This window comes from Pseudomonas sp. GV105 (genome assembly GCF_003058185.1).
Classification (GTDB): domain Bacteria; phylum Pseudomonadota; class Gammaproteobacteria; order Pseudomonadales; family Pseudomonadaceae; genus Aquipseudomonas; species Aquipseudomonas veronii.
The window spans coordinates 46,046-59,829 of sequence record NZ_QBUF01000010.1; the positions used below are offsets into that span (position 1 = coordinate 46,046).

The window sequence follows — 13,784 nt, forward strand, 5'->3', positions numbered from 1 at the left end:
GAGGGGCGGTGCGACGATTCGACTTGCCCCCGATGGCGATCTAACCAACAACAGATGACTTAAGCCGGAACCGCCTTGGCCTTCGGCTCACGATCCCAGACCCGATGCTGGGCAATCGCTTTAAAGAACGCCTTGAACGCCTTGGCATCCGCCCCCACGATCAACCCCGCATCCGCCTCGAGCTTGAGCAGATCGAGCAAGGGCTGCGCGTCACTGGCCACGGCAATCGCCTTCAGGTGCTTGTAGGCCTCCAGCAGGTAGTGCAACGCCACGCCGTCCCCACTCAACGCCTTGATCGACGCCTTACCGCCGGGCACGAACACCGCATCAAACGCAATCGAGGGCAGGCCTGCCATCGACGCATCCACCGCCAGATGCTTGCCATCGGCCGTGGTGACCGGCGCCGAGGTCGGCCCGAGCAACTTGGCGTGTGCGCCCTCGGCTTGCAGCGCTTTCTTCAATGCAGCAATTGCCGCGCCGTCGACACCATCGGCCGCCAGAATCGCCACTTTGCGCGTTTTGATATCGCCCGACAGCAGGTTCACCTGGCTCAACGCCGGCGACGCTTTCACCGACGCCTTGCGCGGCGGCACCGTGCCTTTGGTCGGTGCGGGCAGACCCAGGTTCTGTGCAACGCGCCTGGCCAGTTCCAGGTCGATGTTGGCCAGAATTTCATTGACCTGACGGGCACGGATAACCTCGCGCTCCACCTTGCCCAACTCAAAACTGTAGGCCGCAATGATGTGCTCTTTCTCATGGTGGCTCATGCTGTTAAAAAACAGCGTGGCCTGGGAGAAGTGATCGCCAAACGACTCACTGCGCTCGCGCACCTTGTTGGCATCGACGCGCTCGTAATAGGTTTCGAAACCACCCTCCTGAGCCGCGGGCGGCGTTTCTTTCGGCCAACCGCCATCGATCGAATTCGGCTCATACGCAGCCCGGCCCTTATCGATCACAGTGCGATGCTGGGCATCCCGCTGACCATTATGGAAAGGCACTACAGGCCGATTGATCGGCAGCTCATGAAAGTTCGGCCCACCGAGTCGGCTGATCTGGGTATCCGTGTAGGAAAACAGGCGGCCTTGCAGTAGCGGGTCGTTGGTGAAGTCGATACCCGGCACGATATGGCCAGGGCAAAAGGCGACTTGCTCGACTTCGGCAAAGAAGTTGTCGGGGTTGCGGTTAAGCACCATCTTGCCCAGCGGCGTAATCGGCACCAACTCTTCGGGGATGATCTTGGTCGGATCGAGCAGGTCGAAGTCGAACTTATGCTCGTCTTCTTGCGCAACGATCTGTACACCCAACTCCCACTCAGGGTAGTCACCGCCCTCAATCGCTTCCCACAGGTCGCGACGGTGGTAATCGGTATCTTTACCGGCAAGCTTTTGCGCTTCGTCCCACACCAGGGAACAGGTGCCGACTGTTGGATGCCAGTGGAATTTCACGAAGCTCGATTTACCTTCGGTATTGATCAAGCGAAAGGTGTGAATACCGAACCCCTGCATGGCACGCAGGCTTTTCGGAATAGCCCGGTCAGACATGGCCCAGATCACCATGTGCGCCGATTCCGGCTGCAGCGAGACAAAATCCCAGAACGTATCGTGAGCCGAGCCACCGGTAGGCATTTCATTGTGCGGCTCAGGCTTTACCGCATGCACAAAGTCGGGAAACTTGATCGCATCCTGAATGAAAAATACCGGCATGTTGTTGCCCACCAGGTCGAAGTTGCCTTCCTCGGTGAAGAACTTCACGGCAAAACCGCGCACGTCGCGCACCGTATCGCCCGAACCACGCGGGCCTTGCACGGTGGAAAAACGCACGAACACCGGGGTTTTATGCTCGGGGTTACGCAGGAAACCGGCCTTGCTCAGCGCCGAATGGTTCTCATAGGTCTGAAAATAGCCATGCGCGCCCGTACCGCGCGCATGCACGATGCGCTCCGGGATACGTTCATGGTCAAAATGCGTGATTTTTTCACGCATGATGAAGTCTTCCAGCAGCGAGGGGCCGCGGGCACCGACTTTCAAGGTGTTCTGGTTATCGGAAATCTTCACGCCTTGGTTGGTACGCAGCGCCTGGCCGGTCGCGTCGCTACGGAATGCCTCCAGGGCCTGCAGCTTGGCGTTGGTGTTGCCACGGTCCAGGGTATCGGTGCCCGCCAGTTCACTCTTCGGCGGGATGGCTGGCTTGTGGGTACTCATCAGACAAAACTCCTTATTCAAAGTGGCCAGAGCGGTCCCCGGCTCGTTTGAGCAAAACCCCAGGCACGGCACCCGGGAAATCGAGTTGCTGAAGTAGTGACTGACACGAATTTGCACCGTTCCTTTTTTATGACCTTTGATCGCGTTATTGCCAAATCACTGGTTGAATGCGAAATAAATGCTAAGAACCGCTATACGGACAGGCTAAAATGCGCGCCCGGCTAACCGCTGATCCCTTTTCCATGCGCCCCACAAGGTTCGCTACGTGATCGAGTTTCATAACGTCCATAAAACCTACCGCGTCGCCGGTAAGGAAATCCCCGCGCTTCACCCCACCAACCTGCGCGTCGAGAACGGCCAGGTGTTTGGTCTGATTGGCCACTCCGGTGCGGGAAAAAGTACCTTGTTGCGCCTGATCAATCGCCTCGAGCAACCCAGCGGCGGGCAGATCAACGTCGATGGCGAAGAAGTCACGGCCCTGGATGCCAACGGCCTGCGCCGTTTCCGCCAGCAGGTCGGGATGATTTTCCAGCACTTCAACCTGCTGGCCTCCAAGACCGTCGCCGACAACGTGGCGCTGCCGCTGACACTGGCCGGCGAATTGTCGCGCAAGGCCATCGACCAGCGCGTCGCCGAACTGCTGGCGCGCGTCGGCCTGTCGGACCACGCCAAGAAGTACCCGGCGCAACTGTCCGGCGGCCAGAAGCAGCGCGTCGGCATTGCCCGCGCCCTGGCGACCAAGCCGAAAATCCTGCTGTGCGACGAAGCCACCAGCGCCCTTGACCCGCAGACCACCGCCTCGGTGTTGCAACTGCTGGCCGAGATCAACCGCGAGTTGAAGCTCACCATCGTACTGATCACCCACGAAATGGACGTGATCCGCCGCGTATGCGACCAGGTGGCCGTGATGGATGCCGGCGTGATCGTCGAGCAAGGCTCGGTGGCCGACGTGTTCCTGCACCCCAAGCACCCGACCACCAAGCGCTTTGTCCAGGAAGCCGATCAGGTCGACGAAAGCGAGCAGCGCGATGACTTCGCCCATGTACCGGGCCGCATCGTGCGCCTGACGTTCCAGGGCGAAGCGACCTACGCACCGCTGTTGGGTAACATCGCCCGCGAAACGGGTGTGGACTACAGCATCCTCGCCGGGCGTATCGACCGCATCAAAGACATCCCCTACGGGCAACTGACCCTCGCCATCACCGGCGGTGACATGGAAGCGGCCTTTGCCCGCTTCACCGCCGCCGACGTCCACATGGAGGTGCTGCGCTAATGGAAGTCCTGATGAGTTTCTTCGCCAATATCGACTGGTCCGAAATCTGGCTCGCCACCGGCGACACCATGACCATGCTGTTCGGTTCGCTGTTCTTCACCGTGCTGCTCGGCCTGCCCTTGGGCGTGCTGCTGTTTCTGTGCAGCCCGCGCCAGCTGTTCGAGCAAAAAGGCCTGTACGCGTTGCTGTCGCTGAGCGTGAACATCCTGCGCTCGCTGCCGTTCATCATCCTGTTGATCGTGATGATCCCGTTCACCGTGCTGATCACCGGCACCTCGCTGGGCGTGGCCGGTGCGATTCCGCCGCTGGTCGTGGGCGCAACGCCGTTCTTTGCGCGCCTGGTGGAAACCGCGCTGCGTGAAGTGGACCGCGGCATCATCGAAGCCACCCAGTCCATGGGGGCCAGCACGCGCCAGATCATCACCCATGCTTTATTGCCTGAGGCCCGCCCCGGCATTTTCGCGGCGATTACGGTGACGGCAATTACACTGGTGTCCTACACCGCCATGGCCGGCGTCGTCGGCGCCGGCGGCCTGGGCGACCTGGCCATCCGTTTCGGCTACCAGCGCTTCCAGACCGATGTGATGGTCGTCACGGTGGTGCTGTTGTTGATCCTGGTGCAAATTCTGCAAACCGTCGGCGACAAGCTGGTGGTGCATTTTTCTCGAAAATAACGACTATTGCCGGCTATACGCCGATAAATGCCCGAACAAGGAGCTTGCTGGATGAAAAAACTACTGGTTGCTTTCGCCGCCGTCGCCGCGTTTTCGGCCCACGCCGAGACCATCACGGTTGCCGCCTCGCCGGTGCCCCACGCGGAAATCCTCGAATTCGTGAAGCCGGCACTCGCCAAAGAGGGCGTGGACTTGCAGGTCAAAGTCTTCACCGACTACGTGCAGCCCAACGTACAAGTGGCCGAAAAGCGCCTGGACGCCAACTTCTTCCAGCACCAGCCGTACCTAGATGAGTTCAACAAAGCCAAGGGCACGCACCTGGTGAGCGTCGGCGCGGTCCACCTCGAGCCCCTGGGCGCTTACTCCAGCAAGTACAAGACCCTGGCCGACCTGCCTGACGGCGCCAACGTCGTGATCCCGAACGACGCCACCAACGGCGGCCGTGCGCTGTTGCTGCTGGCCAAGCACAACCTGATCACCCTGAAGGACCCGACCAACATCCTGTCGACCATCAAGGACATCACCGCCAACCCGAAAAAACTCAAGTTCCGCGAACTGGAAGCCGCCACGTTGCCGCGCGTGCTGACCCAGGTCGACCTGGCGCTGATCAACACCAACTACGCGCTGGAAGCCAAACTGGACCCGTCCAAGGACGCTCTGGTCATCGAAGGCAGCGACTCGCCTTACGTGAACATCCTGGTGACCCGCGAAGACAACAAAGACTCGGACGCCGTGAAGAAGCTGGTCGCAGCCCTGCACACGCCTGAAGTGAAGAAGTTCATCGAAGAGAAGTACAAAGGCGCGATCAAGCCAGCGTTCTGATCCGACTCGCTCCCCAACACACCGCAGATCAAACAATGTGGGAGGGGGCTTGCTCCCGATAGCGGCAGTTCAGTCGATGCATACGTTGACTGACCCACCGCTATCGGGAGCAAGCCCCCTCCCACCTGTGTTTTGTGTTGCCTGTTATTTGCGCTGCAACAGCCCTGGCAACTGCGCCACCAGCTTCTGGTTGTTCAGCGGCGCACGAACGAACCCACGCTGGGTGCCATCCGGACCGATCAGCGCGAGGTTGCCGCTGTGGTCGACCGTGTAGTTCGGCTTGGTCGTGTCCGCCGGAATGAACGGGATGCTCACCGCGTTCGACACCTTCTGCACATCGTCCACATTCGCGCCGGTCAGGCCTTCGAATTGCGGGTCGAAATAGCCCAGGTATTGCTTGAGCTGAGTCGGCGTGTCGCGGTTCGGGTCGACGCTGACCAGGATCACCTGCAACTTATCCACAGCCTCTTTGGGCAACTCGCTCTTGATCTGGCGCAGTTGGGCGAGGGTGGTGGGGCAGATGTCCGGGCAGAAGGTGTAGCCGAAGAACAGCAGGCTCCACTTACCCTTCAACTCGTTGACCAGCACCGGCTGGCCGTCCTGGTTGGTCATGGTCACCGGCGGCAATTGGCGGCTTTGCGGCAGCAGGATGATGCCGGCATCGATCAAGGCGGTCGGGTCGCCCTGGCCCTTGCCCGAGAGCACTTTGTTGACGGTCAGGCCCATGATCAACGCGACAATGGCCACCAGAATGAAGACAGTTTTTTGGGTTCGGGTCATAGGTTCAACAGTAAGTAGTGGTCTACAAGCAGGGCGATAAACAGCAGGAACAGGTACCAGATAGAGTACTTGAACGTGTTGATCGCCGCGTGCGGCTGAGCGCCACGGTACAGCACCCAGGCCCATTGCAGAAAGCGTGCACCCAACACCAGCGCAGATCCGAGGTACAGCAGGCCGCTCATATGGATGACGTAGGGCATCAGGCTCACCGCCAGCAGGACGCAGGTGTAGAGCAGGATATGCACCTTGGTGTAGTGCTCGCCATGAGTGACCGGCAGCATCGGAATATCGGCCTTGGCGTATTCCTCCTTGCGGTGAATGGCCAGGGCCCAGAAGTGCGGCGGGGTCCAGGCGAAGATGATCAGCACCAGCAGCAGCGGCTCGGCGCTGACATGCCCGGTGACCGCAACCCAGCCCAACAGCGGCGGCGCCGCGCCGGCCAGGCCACCGATGACGATGTTCTGCGGCGTCGCGCGCTTGAGAAAGCCGGTGTAGATCACCGCATAACCGAGCAACGAGGCCAGCGTCAGCCAGGCCGCCAGCGGGTTGGTGAACGCCAGCAGCAGCGCCAACCCGGCAACAGCCAGAAACAAAGCAAAGGCCAGCGCCGCTCCGGGCGACACACGCCCCTGGGCGATCGGGCGCTTTTGCGTGCGTGCCATCAGCGTATCGATGCGCCGATCGACGACATGGTTGACCACCGCCGCGCCACCGGCACACAGGGCGATCCCCAGGTTGCCGAAGATCAGCACCGCCCACGGCACCCCGGCGCGGGTGGCGAGGAACATGCCCACCAGCGAGGTGATGAGCATCAGCACCACCACTTTCGGCTTGGTCAGCTCCAGGTAGTCACGCCAGATCGCCTGGCCGTGACGCGCGCCGATCAAGGTCGCCATGGCATCTCTCCTTTGAGGGTGATAAGGCCCGATACGTGTTTACGCGGGCTGAAGCGCCAGCCGAACGGCATCTGGCGGCGCACCCGGACCAGGCTGGTACGGGCGTGATAATTGACCAGTACCAGGGTCAGCAACAAGGCTGCGCCACCGGCGTTGTGACCGACCGCCACCGGCAGCGGCAGGTGGAAATACACGTTGCTCAGGCCGAGGCCGATCTGTGCCGCCAGGGCGATCAGCAGCAGGCCCGCGAGCCGGGTCATGCCCACCGCGCGCAGCTGCCAGGCCAGGCCCAGCAATACCAGGGTGACCAGCAGCGCGCCGATGCGGTGGGTCAGGTGAATGGCCGTGCGCGCGTCGCTGTCGAGCTGGCCGCCGAGGTAATTGGGGCCGATGTGCTGGGTCAGGTGGAAGCCATTGGCAAAGTCCGCCGCCGGCCACCACTGGCCATGGCAGGTGGGCAAATCGATACAGGCCACCGCCGCGTAGTTGGAACTCACCCAGCCGCCCAGTGCGATCTGGCCGATCACCAGCACCAGGCCGGCGGTGGCCCAATATTGCAGGCGCTTGGGCACGATCAGCGCGGGCAGCACGCCGGACAGGCGCAGGGTCAGCAGAAACAACAGGCTCAAGGTCGCAAAGCCGCCCAACAGATGCCCGGTCACTACTTGCGGCCAGAGCTTGAGCGTCACCGTCCACATACCGAACGCCGCCTGGGCGAACACCACCGCCAACAGGAACAGCGGCAACTTCACCGGCTGGCCGGGGTCGCGCCGATGCCGCCACGAGCGCGCCGCCAGCAGCACGATCAGCAGGCCCAGGGTGCCGGCAAAGTAACGATGGACCATCTCGCTCCAGCCTTTGTCGGCCTCCACCGGCGTGTCCGGGAAATGCAGCTCGGCATGGGCCAACTGGGCGTCGCTTTGCGGCACGCTGATAAAACCGTAGCAGCCCGGCCAATCCGGACAACCCAGGCCGGCGTGGGTCAGGCGCGTATAGGCGCCGAGCAATACGACAATCAGCGCCAGCAAGGTGGCAAACAGCGCGAGGCGAAATCCAGGTTTGGCCATAACGATGCCCTTATCCGATGTTCGACAGTTTCAACAACTGGCGCAGGTCGTTGAGCAAGTCCTTGCCCTTGACCGTCGTGTCGTAGCGCAGCACCAGGTTGCCGTGGGGATCGACGATCCACAGTTGCGCCTCGCCCGGTGCGGCAGCGGCTTTGCCGAAGGTCGTCAGGTCCAGCGGGTAGCGTTGCAATTGCGGGTATTCGGCCTTGAGCCTGGCCTCGTAATCGGCGCCGACCGGCTGTGCACTGGCCAGGGCATGACTGGCCCGGGACGCATCGCGGCCGAGGCCGATCTGCAGCTGCCGCGCCAGGTACACCAGTTGCCGGCACTCGGCGGCGCAGGCGCTGGGCGCGGTGACGAGCAACTGCCAGCGCTGTTCGTCCGCCTGCACGCCGATATCGGCGCGGGTCTGGCCGTTGCCGATCAGTTCGCCGTGGTAACTGCGACTGTCCGGCACCCAGAACTGCAGCTTGTACATAAAGGTGGCGAGCGCCATCGGGCCGATCACCATCAGCAGGATCAGGATCAGTTGCCAGCGGCCTTTGCGCCGGTCGGGCGTCGCTGGCGCATCAGACATGTTGAGTGGATTCATGGCCGCTCCCATGGTGCTTCTCCTTTGCGTTGTGCCATCCGAGGTAGAGGTAAAGGCTGAGCAGCGCCAGCGCCATGGCGAACCATTGCACCGCATAGGCCAGGTGTTTTTCCGGGCCCATGGCAACGATGGGCCAGGTGGTTTCGTAGGTGCCGGGGCCGGCTTCGGCGCGCAGTTCGTAGGCAAAACCGCTGCGCCCCAGCTCGGCCCACAGCGTGGCCGGATGCAGCGCGGTGAGCAGGCGCGGCCAGTGCGTGGTCGCCGGGTCGGCGTGCAACTGGAAGGTTTCGCCGGGCGCGACATACACCCAGGCGTCAAGATTCACCGGCTGTTCCGGCGTGCTGAAGACGGGCGGCGCGCGCCGATCCGGCCAGGGCAACCAGCCGCGATTGAGCAGCAGCCACAAGCCGCTGGCCTGGTCGTGAAACGGTTGCAGCAGCTCGACGCCGGCCTTGCCATTACGCATGCGGTTGTCGAGCAACACACTGTGCTCGCCGTCGAATTGGCCGCGCAGATGCACGCGACGGAAGGCCGGATCAGCCATGCTGTCGAGTTGGGCACTGCCCACCGGCTCAGCGGCGCGGCGCTCGGCATAGCTGTCCACCATCAGCTGTTTTTCATGGCCGCGCGACAGTTGCCAGAACCCCAGGCCCACCATCAGCGGCAGCAACACGAGCACCACCAGCGTCGGCGCGATACCGGGGCGAAAGCGCTGGATGGCACTGGCTATACTGGATTTCATCGCCCCTCCCCTATAAGCCCTGGAGCCAGACCATGCTCAAAGCCGCCATTGCCCTGATGCTGATCGCGACCGTCGCGAGCCTGTTCAGTGGCTTGTTCTTTCTGGTCAAGGACGAGGGCCACTCCAACCGCCTCGTCACCGCCTTGACCGTGCGTGTCGTACTGGCCGTGATCACCGTGGCGTTGATCGCCTGGGGCTTTTTCAGCGGCCAGTTGGTGTCGCATGCGCCTTGGTAGCGCGCCTCACAGCACATACACGAAGAAAAACAGGCCGATCCAGACCACATCCACAAAGTGCCAATACCAACTGGCCGCCTCGAAACCGAACTGGTGCTCGGCATTGAAGTGCCCGCGCAAGATACGCATCAGCATCACGAACAAAATAATCGTGCCGATGGTCACGTGGGCCCCGTGAAAACCGGTGAGCATGAAGAAGGTCGCGCCGTACACGCCGGAGCCCAACGTCAGGCCCAGCTCTTTGTAGGCGTGGATGTATTCCTCGGCCTGGAACCCAAGAAACCCCAGGCCCAGCAGCACCGTGATCGCCAGCCAGAGCTTCAGCGCACCGCGATGGCCTTTGCGCAGCGCATGGTGGGCGATGGTGATGGTCACGCTGGAACTCACCAGCAGGATGGTGTTGACCAACGGCAGGCCCCACGGGCTGATGGTGCCTTCGGGCGCGGGAAACAGCGTGGGATCGGGGTTGTTGAGCAGCGGCCAGACAAACTCGAAATTCGGCCACAGCATATGCGCGATGCCTTTGGAGCCTTCGCCCGCCAACCACGGCGCCGACATATGCCGCACATAAAACAGCGCACCGAAGAACGCGATAAAGAACATCACTTCGGAAAAGATGAACCAGGTCATGCCCCAGCGGAACGAGCGGTCCATCTGCGCGCTGTACAACCCGGCACGGCTTTCCTTGATCACCGCGCCGAACCAGCCGAACAGCATGTAGGCCAGCAACAGGCCACCGACGAAAAAGATCCACGGCCCGTGGGATTCCGGGCGCGCAGCCTTCAGGTCGTTGAACCACACGCCCAGGCCATACACGGTGATCAGCAGGCCAACCGTGGCAATTATCGGCCATTTGCTTTGCGCTGGTACGTAGTACGTATCATGAGTCGACATGTATTCGCTCTCCTGATTGAGCGGGCAAACAGTAGCTAGCCGCCGCTATGGACAGCCACGGGCGGTTGGCGCGCGGTGATATCAAACAGCGTGTACGCCAGGGTCAAATGCTTCACATCCTTGGGCATGTCGCGATCGACAATGAAGCGCACCGGCATTTCGATGCGCTCACCGGGTTGCAGCACTTGCTGGGTGAAGCAAAAACACTCGGTCTTGTGGAAGTACATCGCCGCTTCAGCCGGGGAAATGCTCGGGATCGCCTGGGCGGTCATCGGCTTATCGCTGGGGTTGTAGGCCACAAAGAGCATCTCGTTGACCGCGCCGGGGTTGACCACGATCTCGTCGGCCTTGGAATGGAACTCCCAGACCATGTCGATGGCATTGGTGGACAGGAACTGCACCCGCACCTGCCGCGACGGATCGACGATCTGCTCGCCCTCATACTGCCCGGCCGTCTTGCCGTTGATGCCGAACGCCTTGCACATCACGTCGTAGATCGGCACCAGGGCAAAGCCGAAGGCGAACATCGCCAGCACCAGGATCAACAGGCGGGTGACCAGGCGCTTGAGTGGCACGGAGTCAGCCATGGCGATCACCCGACAGTGTGGGAGGGGATTTGTGGAAGCCGGTTCATTTGACCTCCGGTGGCGTGGTGAAGGTGTGGTACGGCGCGGGCGAGGGCACGCTCCACTCCAGGCCTTCAGCGCCGTCCCACGGCTTGGCCGGTGCTGGCGGGCCGCCGCGGATGCACTTGATCACGATAAACAGGAAGAAGATCTGCGTGGCACCGAACATGAACGCGCCGATGGACGAGACCATGTTGAAGTCGGCGAACTGCAGGTTGTAGTCCGGCACCCGACGCGGCATGCCGGCCAACCCGACGAAGTGCATCGGGAAGAACGCCATGTTCATGCCCACGAAAGACAGCCAGAAGTGCAGCTTGCCCAGGGTTTCGTCGTACATGTGACCGGTCCATTTCGGCAGCCAGTAGTAGGCCGAGGCGAAGATGCCGAAGATTGCGCCAGGCACCAGTACGTAATGGAAGTGCGCCACCACGAAGTAGGTGTCGTGGTACTGGAAGTCTGCCGGCGCGATGGCCAGCATCAAGCCGGAGAAACCGCCGATGGTGAACAGGATCACGAACGCCACCGCAAACAGCATCGGCGTCTCGAACGTCAGCGAGCCTTGCCACATGGTGCTGACCCAGTTGAACACCTTCACCCCCGTCGGGACGGCGATCAGCAGGGTGGCGTACATGAAGAACAACTCGCCCACCAGCGGAATGCCGACCACGAACATGTGGTGCGCCCACACGATGAACGACAGGAACGCGATACTCGCCGTGGCGTAGACCATCGAGGTGTAGCCAAACAGCGGTTTGCGCGAAAAGGTCGGGATGATCGAGCTGACGGCGCCGAAGGCCGGCAGGATCATGATGTACACCTCGGGATGGCCGAAGAACCAGAACACATGCTGGAACAACACCGGATCACCACCGCCGGCGGCACTGAAGAAGCTGGTGCCGAAGTGGATGTCCATCAGCATCATCGTCACGCAGCCGGCCAGCACCGGCATCACCGCGATCAGCAGGAAGGCGGTGATCAGCCAGGTCCACACGAACAGCGGCATTTTCATCAGGGTCATGCCCGGTGCGCGCAGGTTGAGAATGGTGGCGACCACGTTGATCGCGCCCATGATCGAACTGATGCCCATCAGGTGGATGGCGAAGATGAAGAACGTCACGCTTTCCGGGGCGTAGGTGGTGGAGAGCGGGGCGTAGAAGGTCCAGCCGAAATTCGGCCCGCCACCCGGGGTGAACAGGGTCGAGACCAGTAGCAGGAACGCCGCCGGCAGCAACCAGAAGCTGAAGTTGTTCATGCGCGGCAGGGCCATGTCCGGCGCGCCGATCATCAGCGGGATCATCCAGTTGGCCAGGCCGACGAACGCCGGCATCACCGCGCCGAACACCATGATCAAGCCGTGCATGGTGGTCATCTGATTGAAGAACGCCGGCTCGACGATCTGCAGGCCGGGCTGGAACAGCTCGGCGCGGATCACCATGGCGAACGAGCCGCCGAGCAGGAACATGGTGAAGGCGAACCACAGGTACATCGTGCCGATGTCTTTGTGGTTGGTGGTCAGCACCCAGCGCATCAAACCCTTGGCGGGGCCGTGGGCATGGTCACTGGCGTGGCCATGGTCATCGATCACAGCGCTCATGGCCGTTCTCCTGCAAACGAGTGGGCGGGGCGGTTCAGCGCATTCGCAATGAAGTGAGTCATTTGCTTTCCGCCTGTTTCAGAGCCAGCACGTCTTTGGGCGTGACCATGTCGCCTTTGTTGTTGCCCCAGGCGTTGCGCTCGTAGGTCACCACCGCGGCGATATCCACTTCCGAGAGTTGCTTGCCGAAGGCGGCCATGGCGGTGCCGGGCTTGCCGAAGTAGACGCGGTGCAGGTGGTCTTCCTTGCTTCCGGTGGCGATCGGCGAGCCTTTGAGTGCCGGGAACATCGGCGGCAGGCCCTGGCCTTCGGCCTGGTGACAGGCCACACAGGTGGTGTGGTAGACCTTGTCGCCACGGGCGACCAGTTCGTCCAGCGTCCACTCCTTGGAGGTCAGCTCCTTGAGCTGAGCGGCCTCGGCCTTGCGCTCGCCGAGCCAGGTGTCGTAGTCGGCCTTGGACTTGACCTCGACCACGATGGGCATGAAGCCGTGGTCCTTGCCGCACAGTTCGGCGCACTGGCCCCGGTAGATGCCGGGCTTCTCGATACGGGTCCAGGCCTCGTTGATGAAACCGGGGATGGCATCGCGCTTGACCGCAAAGGCCGGCACCCACCAGGAGTGGATCACGTCCGCGGCGGTCACCAGAAAACGCACCTTGGCGCCCACCGGCAGCACCAGCGGCTGGTCGACTTCCAGCAGGTAATGTTCGCCTTTGGTGGCCTTGTTGTGGATCTGCTCGGCGGGAGTAGCCAGGTTGCTGAAGAACTCCACATCCTGGCCGAGGTATTTGTAATGCCACTTCCACTGATAGCCGGTGATCTGGATATCGATGTCCGATTCCGTGCTGTCGTAGATGTTGATCAGAGTCTTGGTCGCCGGAATGGCCATCGCCACCAGGATCAGCAAGGGCACTACGGTCCAGAGGATTTCCACGGTGGTGCTTTCGTGGAACTTGGCGGCCACCTGGCCCGTAGACCGGCGGTGAAGGATCATCGACCAGAACATCGCGCCAAATACGACAATGCCGATCACTACACAGATCCAGAAAATGGTCATGTGCAGGTCGAACACGGCGTGACTGACTTCTGTCGCCCCTGGCGCCATATTCGTTGTCCAGGCGGCATGCGCCTGACCGAATACTGACCACAACAGGAGGCCCATCCAAACATGTGGATGTCGCGTCATTGCGGGTTCCCCTTATCGTTCTTGTTATCCCGCCGGTGTGCACCTGCGTCGAAGGGAGCGGCTTCCATACTGCTTACAACCGCTTAGCCTCACCTGCTTATGCAGTCTGGCGTCATCAGCTAATCGCGTACAAAACCGAGTATAGACAGCACCTGCCACCCCGCAATGTGCAGGGGCAAATGAGCTGAAACAGACGGACGG

14 protein-coding genes are annotated in these 13,784 nt (G+C 61.6%); 4 read left to right on the plus strand and 10 right to left on the minus strand.

Going from position 1 to position 13,784, the window contains the following annotated elements; translation table 11 throughout:
- Positions 1 to 59: 59 nt before the first annotated feature.
- Positions 60 to 2,222, minus strand: a complete 2,163-nt coding sequence (katE, locus tag C8K66_RS19990; RefSeq protein ID WP_256591009.1) for a catalase HPII — start codon at positions 2,220 to 2,222, stop codon at positions 60 to 62.
- A 244-nt stretch (positions 2,223 to 2,466) separates the two neighbouring features.
- On the opposite strand from katE, the gene C8K66_RS19995 reads away from it, so the two are divergent.
- From C8K66_RS19995 to C8K66_RS20005, 3 genes are read left to right on the plus strand one after another with little or no spacing between them, the layout of a single operon-like run.
- On the plus strand, positions 2,467 to 3,474 hold the full coding sequence (locus C8K66_RS19995) for a methionine ABC transporter ATP-binding protein (protein ID WP_017849017.1): 1,008 nt from the start codon (positions 2,467 to 2,469) through the stop codon (positions 3,472 to 3,474).
- A complete protein-coding gene (locus tag C8K66_RS20000; RefSeq protein WP_017849016.1) occupies positions 3,474 to 4,148 on the plus strand; it encodes a methionine ABC transporter permease in 675 nt (224 codons plus the stop codon). Before C8K66_RS19995 ends, C8K66_RS20000 begins: the two co-directional genes overlap by 1 nt.
- 51 nt (positions 4,149 to 4,199) lie before the next feature.
- Positions 4,200 to 4,970 (plus strand): MetQ/NlpA family ABC transporter substrate-binding protein, encoded by a 771-nt coding sequence (locus tag C8K66_RS20005; RefSeq protein WP_017849015.1) that lies wholly within the window; start codon positions 4,200 to 4,202, stop codon positions 4,968 to 4,970.
- 144 nt (positions 4,971 to 5,114) lie between these two features.
- On the opposite strand, the gene C8K66_RS20010 is transcribed toward C8K66_RS20005, so the two are convergent.
- From C8K66_RS20010 to C8K66_RS20030, 5 genes are read right to left on the minus strand one after another with little or no spacing between them, the layout of a single operon-like run.
- Positions 5,115 to 5,750, minus strand: a complete 636-nt coding sequence (locus tag C8K66_RS20010) for an SCO family protein (RefSeq protein WP_046381539.1) — start codon at positions 5,748 to 5,750, stop codon at positions 5,115 to 5,117.
- Positions 5,747 to 6,646, minus strand: a complete 900-nt coding sequence (gene cyoE / locus C8K66_RS20015) for a heme o synthase (protein WP_046381540.1) — start codon at positions 6,644 to 6,646, stop codon at positions 5,747 to 5,749. Before cyoE ends, C8K66_RS20010 begins: the two co-directional genes overlap by 4 nt.
- Positions 6,634 to 7,713, minus strand: coding sequence for a heme A synthase (locus tag C8K66_RS20020; RefSeq protein WP_017849012.1), 1,080 nt, complete (start codon positions 7,711 to 7,713; stop codon positions 6,634 to 6,636). The genes cyoE and C8K66_RS20020 overlap by 13 nt, the downstream gene beginning before the upstream one ends.
- A 10-nt stretch (positions 7,714 to 7,723) precedes the next feature.
- Entirely contained in the window at positions 7,724 to 8,317 is a 594-nt protein-coding gene (locus C8K66_RS20025) for a hypothetical protein (RefSeq protein WP_057004956.1), read from the minus strand.
- Positions 8,283 to 9,047 (minus strand): SURF1 family protein, encoded by a 765-nt coding sequence (locus tag C8K66_RS20030; RefSeq protein ID WP_046381542.1) that lies wholly within the window; start codon positions 9,045 to 9,047, stop codon positions 8,283 to 8,285. The genes C8K66_RS20025 and C8K66_RS20030 overlap by 35 nt, the downstream gene beginning before the upstream one ends.
- A gap of 32 nt (positions 9,048 to 9,079) precedes the next feature.
- Between C8K66_RS20030 and C8K66_RS20035 the strand changes: the two genes are divergently transcribed.
- On the plus strand, positions 9,080 to 9,283 hold the full coding sequence (locus C8K66_RS20035; protein WP_017849009.1) for a twin transmembrane helix small protein: 204 nt from the start codon (positions 9,080 to 9,082) through the stop codon (positions 9,281 to 9,283).
- Positions 9,284 to 9,289: 6 nt separating this feature from the next.
- Here C8K66_RS20035 and C8K66_RS20040 read toward each other — a convergent pair whose 3' ends face one another.
- Genes C8K66_RS20040 through coxB form a run of 4 tightly spaced genes read right to left on the minus strand, consistent with a single transcriptional unit; the run spans position 9,290 to position 13,583 of the window.
- Positions 9,290 to 10,177 carry a cytochrome c oxidase subunit 3 gene (locus C8K66_RS20040; RefSeq protein WP_017849008.1) on the minus strand — a complete coding sequence of 296 codons (888 nt, stop codon included), beginning with the start codon at positions 10,175 to 10,177 and terminating at the stop codon, positions 9,290 to 9,292.
- A gap of 35 nt (positions 10,178 to 10,212) precedes the next feature.
- Positions 10,213 to 10,764: a cytochrome c oxidase assembly protein gene (locus tag C8K66_RS20045; protein ID WP_026140285.1), complete on the minus strand. Its 552-nt coding sequence runs from the start codon at positions 10,762 to 10,764 to the stop codon at positions 10,213 to 10,215.
- 43 nt (positions 10,765 to 10,807) lie between these two features.
- Positions 10,808 to 12,397: a cytochrome c oxidase subunit I gene (gene ctaD / locus C8K66_RS20050; protein WP_017849006.1), complete on the minus strand. Its 1,590-nt coding sequence runs from the start codon at positions 12,395 to 12,397 to the stop codon at positions 10,808 to 10,810.
- A gap of 58 nt (positions 12,398 to 12,455) precedes the next feature.
- The gene (coxB, locus tag C8K66_RS20055; RefSeq protein ID WP_057004943.1) at positions 12,456 to 13,583 is read right to left on the minus strand and encodes a cytochrome c oxidase subunit II; all 1,128 of its coding nucleotides are present in this window, start codon (positions 13,581 to 13,583) and stop codon (positions 12,456 to 12,458) included.
- Between the last annotated feature and the right edge of the window lie 201 nt (positions 13,584 to 13,784).